This is a genomic window from Mycobacterium sp. ITM-2016-00317 (assembly GCF_002968295.1).
In the GTDB taxonomy this organism is placed as follows: domain Bacteria; phylum Actinomycetota; class Actinomycetes; order Mycobacteriales; family Mycobacteriaceae; genus Mycobacterium.
The window spans coordinates 1,563,419-1,578,703 of the sequence record NZ_CP134399.1 but is presented as its reverse complement, the minus strand read 5'-3'; the positions used below and the strand labels follow the sequence as shown (position 1 = coordinate 1,578,703).

19 protein-coding genes are annotated in these 15,285 nt (G+C 69.0%); 11 read left to right on the top strand and 8 right to left on the bottom strand.

Annotation, left to right across the window (positions count from 1 at the left end; all coding sequences use genetic code 11):
* Nucleotide 1: 1 nt before the first annotated feature.
* Entirely contained in the window at nt 2-751 is a 750-nt protein-coding gene (locus tag C6A87_RS07565; protein ID WP_311116674.1) for an IclR family transcriptional regulator, read from the bottom strand.
* Nucleotides 752-820: 69 nt separating this feature from the next.
* Here C6A87_RS07565 and pcaH point away from each other — a divergent pair, with 69 nt between their 5' ends.
* From pcaH to whiB1, 6 genes are all read left to right on the top strand, one after another.
* Nucleotides 821-1,615 carry a protocatechuate 3,4-dioxygenase subunit beta gene (gene pcaH / locus C6A87_RS07560; protein WP_311116673.1) on the top strand — a complete coding sequence of 265 codons (795 nt, stop codon included), beginning with the start codon at nt 821-823 and terminating at the stop codon, nt 1,613-1,615.
* Nucleotides 1,612-2,172, top strand: coding sequence for a protocatechuate 3,4-dioxygenase subunit alpha (gene pcaG, locus C6A87_RS07555; RefSeq protein WP_311116672.1), 561 nt, complete (start codon nt 1,612-1,614; stop codon nt 2,170-2,172). The genes pcaH and pcaG overlap by 4 nt, the downstream gene beginning before the upstream one ends.
* Nucleotides 2,169-3,371, top strand: a complete 1,203-nt coding sequence (locus tag C6A87_RS07550; RefSeq protein ID WP_311116671.1) for a lyase family protein — start codon at nt 2,169-2,171, stop codon at nt 3,369-3,371. Before pcaG ends, C6A87_RS07550 begins: the two co-directional genes overlap by 4 nt.
* A complete protein-coding gene (gene pcaC, locus C6A87_RS07545) occupies nt 3,368-3,733 on the top strand; it encodes a 4-carboxymuconolactone decarboxylase (RefSeq protein ID WP_311116670.1) in 366 nt (121 codons plus the stop codon). Before C6A87_RS07550 ends, pcaC begins: the two co-directional genes overlap by 4 nt.
* 40 nt (nt 3,734-3,773) lie before the next feature.
* Entirely contained in the window at nt 3,774-4,730 is a 957-nt protein-coding gene (locus C6A87_RS07540; RefSeq protein ID WP_311116669.1) for a diacylglycerol kinase family lipid kinase, read from the top strand.
* Between the two features lie 279 nt (nt 4,731-5,009).
* Nucleotides 5,010-5,264: a transcriptional regulator WhiB1 gene (gene whiB1 / locus C6A87_RS07535; RefSeq protein WP_003929142.1), complete on the top strand. Its 255-nt coding sequence runs from the start codon at nt 5,010-5,012 to the stop codon at nt 5,262-5,264.
* Nucleotides 5,265-5,369: 105 nt separating this feature from the next.
* Here the strand turns inward: whiB1 and C6A87_RS07530 are convergent, their stop codons facing one another.
* Both C6A87_RS07530 and C6A87_RS07525 read right to left on the bottom strand, forming a co-directional pair.
* Nucleotides 5,370-6,860 carry a sensor histidine kinase gene (locus C6A87_RS07530; RefSeq protein WP_311116668.1) on the bottom strand — a complete coding sequence of 497 codons (1,491 nt, stop codon included), beginning with the start codon at nt 6,858-6,860 and terminating at the stop codon, nt 5,370-5,372.
* Between the two features lie 48 nt (nt 6,861-6,908).
* Entirely contained in the window at nt 6,909-7,124 is a 216-nt protein-coding gene (locus C6A87_RS07525; protein WP_163888703.1) for a biotin/lipoyl-binding carrier protein, read from the bottom strand.
* 172 nt (nt 7,125-7,296) lie between these two features.
* Between C6A87_RS07525 and C6A87_RS29170 the strand changes: the two genes are divergently transcribed.
* Nucleotides 7,297-7,392, top strand: coding sequence for a 50S ribosomal protein bL37 (locus C6A87_RS29170; protein ID WP_006245863.1), 96 nt, complete (start codon nt 7,297-7,299; stop codon nt 7,390-7,392).
* 91 nt (nt 7,393-7,483) lie between these two features.
* Here C6A87_RS29170 and rsrA read toward each other — a convergent pair whose 3' ends face one another.
* Nucleotides 7,484-7,828 carry a mycothiol system anti-sigma-R factor gene (gene rsrA / locus C6A87_RS07520; protein ID WP_311116667.1) on the bottom strand — a complete coding sequence of 115 codons (345 nt, stop codon included), beginning with the start codon at nt 7,826-7,828 and terminating at the stop codon, nt 7,484-7,486.
* The gene (locus C6A87_RS07515) at nt 7,825-8,487 is read right to left on the bottom strand and encodes a sigma-70 family RNA polymerase sigma factor (protein ID WP_311116666.1); all 663 of its coding nucleotides are present in this window, start codon (nt 8,485-8,487) and stop codon (nt 7,825-7,827) included. The genes rsrA and C6A87_RS07515 overlap by 4 nt, the downstream gene beginning before the upstream one ends.
* A 229-nt stretch (nt 8,488-8,716) precedes the next feature.
* On the opposite strand from C6A87_RS07515, the gene ybaK reads away from it, so the two are divergent.
* From ybaK to C6A87_RS07500, 3 genes are all read left to right on the top strand, one after another.
* A complete protein-coding gene (gene ybaK / locus C6A87_RS07510) occupies nt 8,717-9,208 on the top strand; it encodes a Cys-tRNA(Pro) deacylase (RefSeq protein WP_311116665.1) in 492 nt (163 codons plus the stop codon).
* 9 nt (nt 9,209-9,217) lie between these two features.
* The gene (locus C6A87_RS07505; RefSeq protein WP_311116664.1) at nt 9,218-10,063 is read left to right on the top strand and encodes an NAD(P)-dependent oxidoreductase; all 846 of its coding nucleotides are present in this window, start codon (nt 9,218-9,220) and stop codon (nt 10,061-10,063) included.
* An 85-nt stretch (nt 10,064-10,148) separates the two neighbouring features.
* A complete protein-coding gene (locus tag C6A87_RS07500; RefSeq protein ID WP_311116663.1) occupies nt 10,149-11,345 on the top strand; it encodes an IS30 family transposase in 1,197 nt (398 codons plus the stop codon).
* A gap of 73 nt (nt 11,346-11,418) precedes the next feature.
* Here the strand turns inward: C6A87_RS07500 and C6A87_RS07495 are convergent, their stop codons facing one another.
* The gene (locus tag C6A87_RS07495) at nt 11,419-12,126 is read right to left on the bottom strand and encodes a DUF2071 domain-containing protein (protein WP_311117848.1); all 708 of its coding nucleotides are present in this window, start codon (nt 12,124-12,126) and stop codon (nt 11,419-11,421) included.
* 40 nt (nt 12,127-12,166) lie between these two features.
* Here C6A87_RS07495 and C6A87_RS07490 point away from each other — a divergent pair, with 40 nt between their 5' ends.
* Nucleotides 12,167-12,946 (top strand): class I SAM-dependent methyltransferase, encoded by a 780-nt coding sequence (locus tag C6A87_RS07490; RefSeq protein ID WP_311116662.1) that lies wholly within the window; start codon nt 12,167-12,169, stop codon nt 12,944-12,946.
* A gap of 4 nt (nt 12,947-12,950) precedes the next feature.
* On the opposite strand, the gene C6A87_RS07485 is transcribed toward C6A87_RS07490, so the two are convergent.
* On the bottom strand, nt 12,951-14,468 hold the full coding sequence (locus C6A87_RS07485; protein WP_311116661.1) for a methyltransferase: 1,518 nt from the start codon (nt 14,466-14,468) through the stop codon (nt 12,951-12,953).
* Nucleotides 14,465-15,217 carry an SOS response-associated peptidase gene (locus C6A87_RS07480; protein WP_311116660.1) on the bottom strand — a complete coding sequence of 251 codons (753 nt, stop codon included), beginning with the start codon at nt 15,215-15,217 and terminating at the stop codon, nt 14,465-14,467. Before C6A87_RS07480 ends, C6A87_RS07485 begins: the two co-directional genes overlap by 4 nt.
* Nucleotides 15,218-15,285: the final 68 nt, after the last annotated feature.

The window sequence follows — 15,285 nt, the reverse complement described above, 5'->3', positions numbered from 1 at the left end:
TTCACAGGAGCCGGCCGATGCCGCGGGCGGCGACCTGCAGCGCACCGATCAACCGTTGGCGGTCGCGTTTCAGGGTGGGCACCACCACCCCGATCGCAGCCGCCACGGCCTGGTCCGAGGACTGCACGATCGGCACGGCCAACGAATACGCGCCGAGCGACATCTCCTCGGCGGTCACCGCGATCCCCTCCCTCCTGATGCGCTGCAGCTGTGCTTCGAGCAGCTGTGGGGAGGTGATCGTCTTGGGAGTGACCTTCGGCAAATTCCTCATCACCCGGTCGTGGACATCCGCCGGCGAGTGCGCCAGCAGGATCTTGCCGACTCCGGTGCAGTGCAGCGGCAACCGGCTGCCGACGGTGGAGACGATCGGTACCGACGCCCGGCCGGCCAGCCGCTGCAGGTAGAGCACCTGGTCACCATCCCGGACCGCGAGGTGCACCGTCGCCAGTGTTGCCGCATACACGTCACTGAGAAAAGGCTCCGCGACCTGCGTTAAGCGTCCCTGCACCGGGGCCAGCAGACCGGCTTCCCACAGCATCCGGCCGACGACATACCGGCCGTCGTCACGCCGTTCCAGCGCACCGCCGGACACCAGGTCCCCGACCAGCCGGTGCGCCGTGGGAACGGCGAGCCCGGCACGGCGGGCAAGGTCGGTCAGGGTCAGCGCGCGGTGCCGCTCGTCGAAGGCACCGATCACCGCCAGCAACCGTTGACTGACCGTGACGCCGGGTGCCGAACTGTTTCCCGCCATCGCAGAATCCTTCCGCTGAGCGAAAGCGTAGTCTTCTGCCGGGCCGTCGGGTCGACCTAGTGTCAGGACATGACAGCGATCGTCGACAGCAACCCCGACAGCGCGGCGGCGTCCCAGACGGAGATCAACACCGAGATCGCGGCGATCGAGTCCGCCTATCTGCGGTCCGGCGCCGAGGAGACCCAACCCCGACTGGATTACCCGCCCTACCGCAGCAGCCTGCTGCGGCACCCGACGAAGAACCTGCAGCAGGCCGACCCGGAGGGCATCGAGTTGTGGACGCCGGCCTTCGGTCATTCCGACGTGCACGCGCTCGAGTCCGATCTGACCATCCAGCACCACGGTGACCCGCTCGGCGAACGGATGGTCGTCACGGGACGCATCGTCGACGGCGAGGGACGGCCGGTACGCCGACAGCTGGTCGAGATCTGGCAGGCCAACGCCGCGGGACGCTATGTGCACCAACGCGATCAGCACCGCGCGCCGCTGGATCCCAATTTCACCGGCGTGGGTCGCTGCCTGACCGGCGACGACGGCACCTATGCGTTCACCACCATCAAGCCCGGCCCGTATCCGTGGAAGAACCACCGCAACGCCTGGCGTCCCGCCCACATCCACTTCTCGTTGTTCGGAACCGATTTCACCCAGCGGATGATCACCCAGATGTACTTTCCGGGAGACCCCCTGTTCAGGTTCGACCCGATCTACCAGTCCATCACCGACCAGAAGGCGCGCGAACGACTGGTCGCCACCTACGACCACGACGTCAGCACCCACGAATGGTGCACCGGATACCGCTGGGACATCGTGCTGACCGGCCCGGCACGCACCCCGCGCGACGACCCCGAGGAGGACGACCAGTGAGTACGCTTCTCGCCCCGACGCCGGGCCAGACCATCGGCCCGTTCTACGGCTATGCACTGCCGTACAGCCTTGGCGCCGAACTGATTCCGCCACAGGCTCCCGGCGCGATCCGCTTCCACGGCACCGTCACCGACGGGGCAGGCGAACCGGTGCGCGACGCGCTGCTGGAGATCTGGCAGGCCGACGACGAAGGCCGTGTGCCGCGCTCGGCAGGATCCCTGCACCGCGACGGCTGGACGTTCACCGGCTGGGGGCGCGCCGCCACCGACGACGCGGGGCACTACAGCTTCTCGACGGTCGAACCCGGGCCCGCCGAGCCCGGCAGGGCCGCGTTCATCCTCGTCACGGTGTTCGGCCGCGGGCTGCTCAACCGCCTGTTCACCCGCGCCTATGTGCCCGGCCCGGCGCTGGCGGCGGACCCTTTCCTGTGCTCGCTGCCCGATGACCGCCGCCGCACCCTGATCGCCGGCCGCGACGGCACCGGGCTGCGCTTCGATGTGTCGCTGCAGGGCCCCGACGAGACGGTGTTCCTGCGGTACCCGGGGCACCGACCGTGACCGACCTGTTCTGGCCGGGAGACCATCGCGCCGGTTCGCTGATGAGCGACGGCGCGTTCTTCGATGCGCTGGTCGCCGTCGAGAATGCCTGGCTGACAGTGCTTGTCGAGCACCACGTCGCGCCCGCCTCGGCCGCCGCCGAGCTGGGCCCACTCGTGCGGGACGGGGACAGAGAGACCGTGGCGGCAGGCGCAGACAAGGACGGGAACCCGGTCACCGGTCTTGTCGCGATGCTGCGCTCACGCACCGGAGACGACACCGCGCACTGGTTGCACCGCGGCCTGACGAGTCAGGACGTGGTGGACACCGCGCTGATGCTGTGCCTGCGCGATGCGCTGAAAGAGGTGCGGGGGCAGCTCACCGCGCAGGTGCGCATCCTGGCCGCGACGGTGCGCACGCACCGGAGCGCGCCGATGCTCACCCGCACGCTCACCCAGCCCGCGCTGCCGGGCACGGCGGGGATGAAGTTCGCCGGATGGCTCGGCGCGGTCCTCGACGCCACCGACACGCTCGCCTGCGTCCCCGCGCCCGCGGTCCAGGCCGGTGGCGCGGCGGGCACCATGGCGGCGGCCGCCGAGCTCACCGGGTCCGTCGACAAGGCGCTGACACTGTCCGACGCGCTGGCCGCGAAACTGGCTCTGGCCCCGGCACTTCCGTGGCACACGTCCCGCTCACGGCTGACCCGCGCCGGCGACGCGCTGGTGACGGCGTGCGATTGCTGGGGTCACCTCGCCAACGACATCGCCCTCGGCGGCCGCAGCGAGATCGGCGAGTTCGCCGAGGGCTCCGGCGGCGGCTCGTCGACGATGCCGCACAAGAACAATCCGGTGCTGGCGGTGCTGCTGCGGCGCACCGCGCTCGCCGCTCCCCCGCTGGCCGCCGCACTGCACGCGGCTTCGGCAGCCTCTGTCGACGAACGCGCCGACGGCGGCTGGCATGCCGAGTGGGCGCCACTGCGCACCCTGGTCCGTCACGCGGTCGTCGCGGCGCATCACGCCACCGACCTTCTCACCGGCCTTCGCTTCGACCCCGCCCGCGCGTCGGCCAATCTGGCTGCCGCCCAAGGTGTCACGGCCGAACAGCAGACCATGGCCGAGACGGCGGGGCACGCGCCCGGCGGCGCGTACCTCGGCGCCACCTACCCGCTGGTCGAGGCGGCCCTGTACCGCGCCGCGACCTACCTCGAGGAGAACTCATGAGCACCCACGACGACGGAATGGCCGTGCGCAGAGCGGTTCTCGGCGACGCCCACGTCGACCGCGCGATCGCGGCCACCACCGACTTCACCGCCGAGTTCCAGGACTTCATCACGCGCTACGCATGGGGCGAGATCTGGACCCGCCCGGGCCTGGACCGCAGGTCGCGTTCGATGGTCACGCTCACCGCGCTGGTGGCCCGGGGCCACCACGACGAACTCGCGATGCATGTGCGCGCCGCCCGCCGCAACGGCCTGACCGTCGACGAGATCAAGGAAGTGCTGCTGCAGACCGCGGTCTACTGCGGCGTTCCGGACGCCAACACGGCCTTCCGGATCGCGGCCGGTGTGCTCGCCGACGAGTAACGCTCATCGCAGACGCCTGGCCCCGTTAGGCTGACCCTCCGTGCGTGCCGTGCTGATCGTGAACCCCAATGCGACGTCGACGACACCGGCCGGCCGTGACCTGTTGGCCCACGCGCTGGAAAGCCGGGTCCGGTTGACCGTCGCCCACACCGATCACCGCGGCCACGCCATAGAGATCGCGCAGCAGGCCGCGCATGACGGGGTCGACGTGCTGATCGTGCACGGCGGCGACGGCACGGTGAACGAGGTGGTCAACGGCATTCTCGCGCAGTGCGGACCAGGTGCGGACGGACCGGCGGTCGGGGTGGTGCCCGGCGGGTCGGCCAACGTGTTCGCCCGCGCGCTGGGCATCAGCCCCGACCCGACCGAGGCGACCAACCAGCTCGTCGACCTGCTCGGCGATTACCGGCGCAGCGGGTCCTGTCGGCGCATCGGCCTGATGGACTGCCAGGAGCGTTGGGCGGTGTTCACCGCGGGCATGGGCGTCGACGGGGACGTCGTCGCCGCGGTCGAGGCCCAGCGGGCCAAGGGCCGCAAGGTCACCGCGTCGCGCTACATCCGGGTCGCGATCCGGGAGATGCTGGCCAGCGCCCGCCGTGAGCCGACGCTGACGCTGCATCTGCCCGACCGGGAGCCCGTCCCCGACGTCCATTTCGCGTTCGTGTCCAACTCCAGCCCCTGGACGTATGCCAACGCCCGCCCCGTGTGGACCAACCCGGACACCACCTTCGAGACGGGGCTGGGTGTGTTCGCCACCACCAGCATGAACATCTGGGCGAATCTGGGCCTGGTGCGGCAGATGCTGTCCCGTAAACCGACGCTGGCGGCCCGGCATCTGGTCCGCGACGACGACCTCGCATGGCTGCAGGTGACCTCGGACACCCCGGTCGCGTGCCAGATCGACGGAGATTACGTCGGGGAGCGGAAAACGATGCGGTTCACCGCCGTACCCAATGCTCTGCGGGTGGTCGCGCCGTCACCGAAAATGGGCCGATAACCGCTCTGAACTGGGGAGATGCGCCCGTCGGGGAAGCTCACGCCGACGGTTTAGAGCGCAGATGGATAGATCGTAGTACAACGGAGTTAGCTAGTCGTAAACGGACCTTTGTAGTGAGATAGCCCACGAGTTAACCGAGTTCTATTGACATCTGTTCAGCCTGTGAAAGCATCGGATGCAACAGCGCGGAAACATTTGTGCGCTTGCGTTAACAGCCGAAGTAAAAAAGCTAGTGCGCCGTGCTGCGCACAGTTACACATTGACGAGGAGTTTGATCTTATGGATTGGCGCCACAAGGCGGTCTGTCGGGACGAGGATCCGGAGCTGTTCTTCCCCGTGGGAAACAGCGGCCCGGCGCTTGCCCAAATCGCTGATGCGAAGCTCGTCTGCAACCGCTGCCCGGTCACCGCTGAGTGCCTGAGCTGGGCTTTGGAGTCCGGACAGGACGCCGGCGTGTGGGGCGGCATGAGCGAGGACGAGCGCCGCGCGCTCAAGCGTCGCAACGCCAGGACCAAGGCCCGCACCGGAGTCTGATCCTTTCCCGGCGAACAAAGCGACGGCCCCGACGAATGTCGGGGCCGTAACTATGTGCGAACAATTCATTTGAATTGGGTCATTCCGAGAAAATGGCACGGAGCGTCAGTATTGACTGACTCGCACGCGCCTGCCGATCGGCACTCGCAGAATGACATCGGTGCCGCCGTCCGTCGCGTTGTGCATACCGAGCGAACCGTCCAACTCGGCCGACACCAGCGTCCGCACGATCTGCAGACCGAGCCGGTCGGACTTCTCCAGGCTGAATCCCTCGGGTAGCCCGCGCCCGTCGTCGTGGACCACTACGTCGAGCCAGCGGGCGGAACGCTGCGCCCGAATCGTCACGCACCCCTGCGGCGCGGTGGTGTCGAATGCGTGCTCGATCGCGTTCTGCACCAGTTCCGTGATGACCATGATCATCGCGGTGGCGCGATCGGCGTCGAGGACGCCGAGGTCACCGAGGCGGTTGATCCGGATCGGCGAGTCCACCGCAGCGACGTCGTTCATGATCGGCAGGATGCGGTCGATCACCTCGTCGAGGTTGACCTCTTCGTCGACCGACATCGACAGCGCGTCGTGTACCAGCGCGATCGACGAGACCCGGCGGACCGATTCCATCAGCGCCTCGCGCCCCTCGGGGTTGTTGGTCCGCCGCGCCTGCAGCCGCAGCAGCGCCGCGACGGTCTGCAGGTTGTTCTTCACCCGGTGGTGGATCTCGCGGATCGTCGCGTCCTTCGACAGCAGCGCCCGGTCCCGGCGCTTGACCTCGGTGACGTCACGGATCAGCACCGCAGCGCCCATCGCCACTCCATGAGCCCCCAGCGGCAACGTACGCAGCAGAACGGTGGCGCCCCCGGCATCCACCTCCATCCGCATGCTCGAGCCGCCAGCGAGCGAATCACGGACGTGGTTGGCCAGTTCCTGAGCCTCGAACGGATCGGAGATCAGCGGCCGGGTCACCCCGACGAGATCGTGGCCCTCCAACTCCGCGTTCAACCCCATCCGGTGATAGGCCGAGATTGCGTTCGGGCTGGCGAAGGTGACCACCCCCGCCTCGTCGAGGCGGATGAACCCGTCCCCGGCACGCGGGCTGGAGCGGGACATCGCCAGGTCCCCGACGTTGGGGAAGGTGCCCTCCGACAGCATCTGCAGCAGATCACCCGCGCAGTCGACGTACGCCGCTTCCAGCGGGCTGACCTGACGTGGCGCCAGTGACGTCTGGTGGGTCAGCACGGCCACCACGTCGCTGCCGTGCCGCACGGGCACGGCCTCGACGTTCAGCCCCGGCGCGCCGTACTGGCCGTCGATGGTGACGCGTCCGATGTCGCCGGAGCGGAACGCGGCGGCGACGATCGGGATGTCCTCGGGTTCGGCGAGGGTGCCGACCGCGTCGGCGAGCAGCACCGTGGGCGCGGTGTTCGGCCGGACCTGGGCGACGCACACCAGCATGTCGTCGTCGCGCTGCACCCACATCAGGTAGTCGGCGAACGACAGGTCGGCCAGCAGCTGCCACTCGCCCACCACGGCGTGCAGATGGTCGACGGCGGTGCCGGGCAGCACCGTGTGCTCGGCGAGCAGGTCACCGAGGGTCGACATGGCCTACGCCCGGCAGCGGATCGGCGGGAACTCGTTCGGGTCGGCGGGTCAGCTGATGACCGCGATCAGGTCGCCGGCCTGAATGACGTCGCCGACGGACACGCTGACCTTGCTGATCGTGCCGGCGACCTCGGCGAGCACCGGGATCTCCATCTTCATCGACTCCAGCAGCACCAGGGTGTCGCCTTCGCCGATCTGATCGCCTTCGTGAACCACGACCTCGAGCACACTGGCCACGATTTCCGCGCGAACGTCCTCGGCCATCTTCACCCCACTCACTTCCACTGGTGCCGGACCGGTCTATCGAACCACACCGCCTTGGGGATGTCGCCGGTCAGCGCCCCGCCGGGACGGCGGTGTCGCCGGCGCATGCGACAATGGGACCACCGTGACCCGCCGAGCGGGTCGGTTCCATTCAACGACCTGGAGGTACACCATGGCCAAGCGTGGCCGTAAGAAGCGCGACCGCAAGCACTCGAAGGCCAACCACGGCAAGCGTCCCAACGCGGGTTCGAAGTCAGTCGGCCGCTGACCCTCGCTCGGAAGAGCACACCGCCCGGCACTCCTGTGGGAGGCCGGGCGGCTTTGTGTCTGCTGTCGGAACGTGTCTGCTGTCGGAGCGGCTAGCTCCGGCGAACGATGGTGGTCTGGCTGATCTGGATGCGCAGCCGTTCCCGCAGCCCCTCGGGGGCGCGCTCACCGCTGCACTTGGCCGCGATCAGGCGCTTGACCCGCTCCTCCATGCCGTAATGCCGCAGGCACGCGGGGCATTCTTCGAGGTGCTGGCGGAGCTTGTCCCGGGTCTCCACCGTGCACTCCCCGTCCAGCAGGGTCCACACCTCGGCGATCACCGCCGCGCACTCGGGATGCTCCGGGTCGACCGGACCGACCGGCGGTGTCCAGCGCTCGTCGTGCCCAGGACCGCCCGACCCCGCGGATACCCCCGCCGACTTCTCGGTGTCACTCATGACGTCACCTCCTCCGGCGCATCGAGCTTCTCACCCCGGAGGAAGCCGCGGTCGCGGGCCACATCGGCCAGCAGTTCGCGCAGTTGGCGTCTGCCGCGGTGCAGCCGCGACATCACCGTTCCGATCGGCGTGTCCATGATTTCGGCGATCTCCTTGTACGGGAAGCCTTCGACGTCGGCGTAGTACACCGCCATCCGGAAGTCTTCCGGCAGCGCTTGCAGCGCTTCTTTGATCTCGTTGTCGGGAAGTGCCTCCAGCGCCTCCACCTCCGCCGACCGCAGCCCGGTCGACGAGTGCTCGGCGTTGGCCGCCAGCTGCCAGTCGGTGATCTCCTCGGTCGGGTACTCCGAAGGCTGGCGCTGTTTCTTGCGGTAGCTGTTGATGTAGGTGTTGGTCAGGATCCGGTACAGCCACGCCTTGAGGTTGGTGCCCTCACGGAACGAGCGGAATCCGGAGTAGGCCTTGACCATCGTCTCCTGCAACAGGTCCTCGGCGTCGGCGGGATTGCGCGTCATCCGCAACGCGCCGCCGTAGAGCTGGTCGAGCAGTGGGATGGCGTCCCGCTCGAACCGGGCAGTCAGCTCGGCGTCGGACTCCTCCCGCGCCGGGGTGTCTGCTTCCAGGGTCGCCTTCACAGCCGACCCGCCTATGTCTGTCATCCTGGGGAACACCGTCCCTTCTGTAGCGGTGCCACTGATCACGTCCAGTACGTTCACTGGGCCGGAAGGGGCCTCCATGGCCAACACTGGCACCATCAATCCCCTTCTGCAGATCCTAAAGGCAAACACCGACCACCCGCGGCGACCAGCCCACCGGGGCCGATCGAAGCTGTCGCATACAACAGCGGCCACCGGGGTGGTTGTTCCCCGTCCGTCCTAGGCTGTGCCGGTGGCACGTGCAGCGACACCGGCGATCGCGGCCCTGGTGGCTGCCGGCGTCCCGCACGAGGTGCTCCAGTACCGGCACGACCCCCGCGGCGGGTCCTACGGCGAGGAAGCCGTCCACGAACTGGCGCACGCCGGCGGCCTCGAACCCGCCCAGATCCTCAAGACGCTCGTAGTGGCGCTGCCCACCGGCCTGGGCGTCGCGGTGCTGCCGGTGCCGGCCAAACTGTCACTGAAAGCCGCCGCCGCGGCGCTCGGCGCGACGAAGGCGACGATGGCCGATCCGGCCGACGCCCAGCGGTCGTCGGGCTATGTGGTGGGCGGCATCTCCCCATTGGGCCAGCGCCGGGCGCTGCCCACCGTGGTGGACTCCTCGGCCCTGCAGTGGGACCGGGTGCTGTGCAGCGCGGGTAAGCGCGGCTGGGACATCGCGCTCGCACCGCAGGACCTGGTGCGGTTGACCGATGCGGTGACCGCCGATATCTGCGCCCCCTAGGGTGGGCTCATGTCGCTTGCGGGAAAGACCATGTTCATCTCCGGGGCCAGCCGCGGTATCGGGCTCGCGATCGCCAAGCGCGCCGCGGCCGACGGCGCCAACATCGCGCTGGTGGCCAAGACCGCCGAACCGCATCCCAAGCTGCCGGGCACCGTGTACACCGCGGCCCAGGAGATCGAGGAGGCCGGCGGGCAGGCCCTGCCGATCGTCGGCGACGTGCGCGACGGTGATTCGGTGGCCGCCGCGGTGGCCGCGGCGGTCGAGCGGTTCGGCGGCATCGACATCTGCGTGAACAACGCCTCGGCGATCAATCTCGGCTCCATCGAAGAGGTTCCGCTCAAGCGCTTCGATTTGATGAACGGCATCCAGGTGCGCGGCACGTACGCGGTGTCGCAGGCCTGCATCCCGCACATGAAGGGCCGCGACAACCCGCACATCCTGACGCTGTCGCCGCCGATCCTGCTGGAGTCCAAGTGGCTGCGGCCGACCCCGTACATGATGGCGAAGTTCGGGATGACGTTGTGCGCGTTGGGCATTGCCGAAGAGATGCGCGATGCGGGGATCGCCTCCAATACGCTGTGGCCGCGCACCATGATCGCCACCGCCGCCGTGCAGAACCTGCTGGGCGGCGACGAGTCGATGGCGCGTTCCCGCAAGCCGGAGATCTACTCCGACGCGGCGTACGCGGTCCTAACCAAACCGTCCAGCTACACCGGCAACACGCTGCTGTGCGAGGACGTCCTGCTGGAATCCGGCGTCACCGACCTGTCGGCGTACGACTGCGTGCCGGGCTCCGACCTCGGTGTGGACTTCTGGGTGGAGTCGGCCAATCCCCCGGGCTACACCGGGCCATAACCTCCCGCGGAACAGCATTCCTGGTCGTGGGCGAGCTGGCGGATTCATACGGTCACTGCAACATCCGGCGGAGTGAGGGTTTGCGGTGACTAGTGGGCGGCGGTTTGGGTTGGCGGTTCGGCGTGAGTTCTACGAGCTGGTGTGCATCGGAGAGCCGGTGAAACATGCCGCCTGGATGGTCGGCGTGTCGTATCAGGCCGGCTATATGTGGTGGCGCAACGCTGGGTCGATGAGACTACTCAACGGAAACGGCGGGTCCGGCCTGGCTGAGCCGGGCGACCTTACGCGCTGTGGGGGCCCAGGACGCCGGCTCAGTTTCGATGAACGCATCGTGATCATGCGCGGCCTCGACGCCTCTTTGAGTTACGCAGCGATCGGCGCCCAGCTGGGGAGGAGTCGCTCGGTCATTTGGCGAGAGGTTCAGCGCAACAGCACCGCTAATGGGGATTATCACGCTCGATTGGCTCATGCCCGCGCGGCGCGCAATGCCAAGCGGCCTAAAACGTTCAAGCTCGCTGATCCGAACCTGTGCGCGGCGGTGGAAGCGTGGATGGACGACGGGTGGAGCCCCAAACTCATCGCTGAGGTGTTGGCCCGAGATCACCCCGATGACAAGCTGGCACGGGTGAGCCACGAAACCATCTACCAAAGCCTCTATGTGCAGACTCGTGGCCAACTGCGCGCTGATCTGCATAAATGCCTGTCCACTCGACGAGCGGCGCGAAAGGCTCATGGTCATGGCGAACGGCGCGGCACGTTCAACGACGTGCTGCGTATCAGTCAGCGACCCGCCGAAGCCGCCGATCGCGCCGTACCCGGGCACTGGGAGGGCGACCTGATCGTCGGCGCCCGCGGCACCAGCGCGATCGGCACCCTGGTCGAACGCAGCACTCGATTCACCATCTTGTTGCACCTGCCCGTGGACCACACCTCCGAAGCGGTCGCCACGGCGATGCTTGAGGCGATGGCCGAACTCCCCGATCACCTGCGCCGCTCGATCACCTGGGACCGCGGCAGCGAAATGGCCCGCTGGCAGGACATCTCGCTGCAGCTCCAAGCCCCGGTGTACTTCTGCGATCCTCACTCGCCCTGGCAGCGCGGCAGCAACGAGAACACCAACCGGCTGCTACGCCACTGGTTTGAAAAGGGCAGCAATCTGAGCGCCTACACCAAAGCCGACCTGCGAGCCGTCGCCGACAAACTCAACACCCGACCACGACCCACACTCAACCTCGACACACCAGCACGGCGCATGGCCGCCCTGATTAGCCAAGCAGCCTAAGCGTTGCCATAACCACTTGACTTTGAGGCTCGATTTCGCAGCCGGGAACGCTATTCCGCGCAAACCAGGGCGGTCAGCGGAGCGGGCTGGGCCTGCCGAACCGGACGGGCACCCCGGGCGAGAACAGCGCACGCAGCCGCGGGCCCGCGCACTCGACGCCCGCCCCGGCGACGAGTTCGTCGCGCAGATCGGCGATCTCGGCGGTGCGCAGCGGCCACGCGGGGTGGGAGATCGGCACCCACCAGGTGCGGCCGGCCTTGCGGGTGTGCGCGCCCCACCGCGCGGTGAGCCAGACCTCCAGCGGCGTGGGCTCGACGGCCGTCCCGGCCTCGACGGTCATCTCGTTGCGCAGCGCGGGCCCTGGCCACCGGCGGACACTGCGGTAGCAGATCTCGGGGCCGGAGCGGGTCACGCTCATCTTCGCCCAGTTGTAGGGCACCCCGAGCCCGACGCGCGTCACCGGCACCACAGCGATCCGCTGCGTCTCCAGCGCCAGGAACAGCACTCCGTGGCGACCGGCGTCGTCCACCGAATACAGCCGCACATTGGTCTCGGCGAACGACCCGACGTACGGAAGGCGCAGCGCTGCAGCGAGCTCGGTGTGCCGCACCGCGAACGGGAGCAGGCCCACGTAGGTTCGCCCGTCGATGACGTCCGGGCGGGTGCCGGGCGGGAACAAAGGCGCAACGGCGGAGGGGTCGACCGGCCAGTGCACAAACGTGACGTCGGCCCACGCCTGGGCGAGCAGCACCGGCCTCCGCACCGGAGGCGGTGGTGGCATTGGCAGGACGCCCACAGTGTCATCGTGGCACGCTCGAGCGATGTCCTCGTCGACAATCTGGTCATCCGGACGCTACGACGCCGTCGGGGACCGCATCGCCCCGATTGCCGGGCAGGTGGTCGACGCGCTCGAGCGGCGCCGGCCGCTGCGCGGCGCCGCGGTGGTCGACCTGGCCTGCGGCACCGGCAGCGCCGCGCTCGCCGCCGCCGCCCGCGGCGCGCAGGTCACCGGCGTCGACTACACCCCGGAGCTCATCGCCATCGCCGAGCAGCGCCGCGGGGCCGACGCGGTCACCTGGCGCACCGCCGACGCGGCCGACACCGGCTTGCCCATGCGGACGTTCGATGCCGTGGTCTCGAACATGGGGATCATCTTCGTCGACCCCGCCCGCCAGGTCGACGAGATTGCCAGGCTACTCAAACCGACTGGAGTGCTTGTCTTTTCGGCATGGGTGCGCAATGGCAGCAATCCGTTCTTCGATCCTGTCGTCGCGGTGCTCGGACCGCCGCCGGCGACCGACTTCTCCCCGGAACAGTGGGGCGACACCGAGACGTTGGCGGCCCGGCTGGCACCGCATTTCGGCGAAATCGACATCACTTTCGGCCGGCACAGGTGGGAGTTCGAGTCCGTGGCCGCGGCACTGCGGTTCCTGCGTGCGGAGTCCCCGGTGCACGTGGCGACTTTCCGACGCGCCGACCCCGCACAGCAGGACAGGCTGACCGCGGAGTTCGAGAAGACACTGGCCGGCTACGTCGAACCGTCGGGCGTCGTGGCCTTCACCGCCCCCTACGCGGTGGTCACCGCACTGGCGTGCGGGTGAGTTCTCACCGCGCCTGATAGAGGATGCCGCGGCCGATCGCCTCGCGCACCACCGGCAGCGCCGCCTCGGCGAGCGCGTCGGCGCCCACGCCGTGGAAGCGGGCGAGCAACTCGATCAGGGTGCCCAGCGGAACTTCGCCCCGGCACCCGGCGAACAATGCCCGGGAGACCTCGTCCACGCCGATGACCGCGGCAGGCCCGCCCGGGCGGCGCACCGCGGCACCGACGACCTGCCAACCGTCGGGTCCGGGCAGGGACTGTTCCTCCAGGAACACCGGCGCCGTCGACAACCGGGCGGCGAGCAGTTGCTCGTCGCCGGTGTCGTGCAGGTACTCGCGGCGGGCGAAGAACGCCTCGACTTCGGGACCGGTCAGCGCCTCGTCGGCGCCGGTGATCTCTTCGAGCACCTGGTCGGGGGCGCGGGTCTCCCCCACCCGCGGCGCCCGCAGCGTGATCAGGCCCATGCCGACCCCGGCGATGCCCTCGGCGTCGAACCAGTCCAGCCACTGGCCGCCGCGGCGCGCGGCCTGCTCGGGCGGTTCACCGGCGTCCGACGTCCACAGCGACACGTAGCTGATCGGGTCGGCGAACTCGCGTTGCACCACCCAGGCGTGCAGGCCGGTCCCGGCGAGCCAACCGCGCACGCGGTCGCGCCAGCCGCCCTGTTCCTCTCCGCGGCGCACGATCCAGTTCGCCATGATCTGCGCGGTGCCGCCCGGCAGCAGATGGTCGGCGGACTGTTCGACCAGGTTCTGGCACAACGCATCCCCGGCCATCCCGGAGTCCCGGTAGATGTAGTCCAGCGAGCCGGTGCCGACCACGAACGGCGGGTTGGACACGATGAGGTCGAAACGCTCACCGGCCACCGGCTCGAACATGCTGCCGCAGCGCAGATCCCACGACATGCCGTTGAGGCGCGCGGTGGCCGCGGCCAGCGCCAGTGCGCGCGGGTTGGTGTCGGTGGCGACGATCTCCTCGCAGTGCGCGTTCAGGTGCAGCGCCTGGATCCCGCATCCGGTGCCGAGATCGAGCGCACGGCCCACCGGCGCCCGCACCACCGCGTGCGCCAGCGACACCGACGCGCCGCCGATGCCGAGCACGTGGTCGTGATGCACCGGGCCGGAGCGCAGCGCGGAGTCCTGGTCGGAGACCACCAGCAGGTCCGTCGCGCCGTCGCTGTGCGGCCTGATGTCCAGCGCGGCGCGCACCGTGTCGGCCTCGGCGGGTTCGACGACGCCGTTGTCGATCAGCGCGTCGACACCCGCACTCGGCAGCGCCCGCCCGAGCGCGTCCCGCGACTCCTCGGTGCCGAGCAGGAACAGCCGGATCAACGTGGCCAGCCGCTGCCGGTCCGCGGGGGCACGGTCGGTGGCGCGCAGCGCCGACCACCACAGGCCGCGGCTGAACGCGGCGCCCGCGTCCGCGCCGAGCAGTTCGGTGACCCCGTCGGTGGTGTATCCGGCCGACCGGAGGTCGGCGGCCAGCGCGTCGACGACGCCGGTCGCGTGCAGGGGGTGGTTCACAGCAGCGTGCCCTGCTCGGCTTGCGGCTCGGCGGGCTCGATGAGCTCCGGGCCGTTGTTGCGCACGCTGTTGACCAGCCGCGACACCTCGCGAATCTCGATGCGGTCGAGGTCGCCGTGGCCGCGCAGCAGCCCTTCGTCGATCGGGGCGTCCGGGTCGAGCCAGTGGTCCCAGTCGCGCTTGCTGATGGTCAGCGGCATCCGGTCGTGGATGTCGGCGAGTGGGCCTGCCGCGTCGGTGGTGATGATCGTGCAGCTCAGCAGAGGCTTGCTGTCCTCGGCCGCGCCCTTGGGCCGCCACGTCGACCACAGTCCGGCCATGAACAGCGGCTCGCCGTCGCCGGCGTACATGAAGAACGGTGTCTTGTCGCCCTTGGTGCCGCGCCACTCGTACCAGCCGTCCATCGGCACCAGGCAGCGTTTAGCCTTGGCCGAGCTGCGGAACGCCGGCGAGGACGTGACCTTGTCCGAGCGGGCGTTGATCAGCAGCGGTCCGCTGGTGACGGGGCCGCCGTCGTCGGTGGCCTTGACCCACGGCGGCACCAGGCCCCAGCGCATCAGCCGGACCCGGCGCGTCGACTCGTCGTCGGGCTCGCTGTGCCGTTTGACGACGGTCGCGACGCTGGTCGTCGGCGCGACGTTGTAGTTCGGCGCGGGCGCGTCCTTGAGCTGGGCCGTGGCCTCGTCGATGGCTTTGATCTTCTCGGCCAGCAGCGCCGGATCGGTGGTCACCGCGAAACGTCCGCACATGCCCTCCATGGTTCCAGACCCCGTGAATCCGGCGCGAGATGCGACGTTCAGGGTGCTTGGGCGCGCCG

Excerpts from the sequence above, each read along its gene's own strand:
- C6A87_RS07505 (WP_311116664.1), top strand. The coding sequence starts at position 9,218 with ATGTCGCTTGCGGGAAAGACCATGTTCATCTCCGGGGCCAGCCGCGGT.
- C6A87_RS29170 (WP_006245863.1), top strand. The coding sequence starts at position 7,297 with ATGGCCAAGCGTGGCCGTAAGAAGCGCGACCGCAAGCACTCGAAGGCC.
- C6A87_RS07515 (WP_311116666.1), bottom strand. The coding sequence starts at position 8,487 with ATGACAGACATAGGCGGGTCGGCTGTGAAGGCGACCCTGGAAGCAGAC.
- C6A87_RS07525 (WP_163888703.1), bottom strand. The coding sequence starts at position 7,124 with ATGGCCGAGGACGTTCGCGCGGAAATCGTGGCCAGTGTGCTCGAGGTC.
- pcaH (WP_311116673.1), top strand. The coding sequence starts at position 821 with ATGACAGCGATCGTCGACAGCAACCCCGACAGCGCGGCGGCGTCCCAG.
- C6A87_RS07480 (WP_311116660.1), bottom strand. The coding sequence starts at position 15,217 with ATGTGCGGACGTTTCGCGGTGACCACCGATCCGGCGCTGCTGGCCGAG.
- pcaC (WP_311116670.1), top strand. The coding sequence starts at position 3,368 with ATGAGCACCCACGACGACGGAATGGCCGTGCGCAGAGCGGTTCTCGGC.
- whiB1 (WP_003929142.1), top strand. The coding sequence starts at position 5,010 with ATGGATTGGCGCCACAAGGCGGTCTGTCGGGACGAGGATCCGGAGCTG.
- C6A87_RS07490 (WP_311116662.1), top strand. The coding sequence starts at position 12,167 with ATGTCCTCGTCGACAATCTGGTCATCCGGACGCTACGACGCCGTCGGG.
- rsrA (WP_311116667.1), bottom strand. The coding sequence starts at position 7,828 with ATGAGTGACACCGAGAAGTCGGCGGGGGTATCCGCGGGGTCGGGCGGT.
- C6A87_RS07495 (WP_311117848.1), bottom strand. The coding sequence starts at position 12,126 with ATGCCACCACCGCCTCCGGTGCGGAGGCCGGTGCTGCTCGCCCAGGCG.
- C6A87_RS07565 (WP_311116674.1), bottom strand. The coding sequence starts at position 751 with ATGGCGGGAAACAGTTCGGCACCCGGCGTCACGGTCAGTCAACGGTTG.
- C6A87_RS07530 (WP_311116668.1), bottom strand. The coding sequence starts at position 6,860 with ATGTCGACCCTCGGTGACCTGCTCGCCGAGCACACGGTGCTGCCCGGC.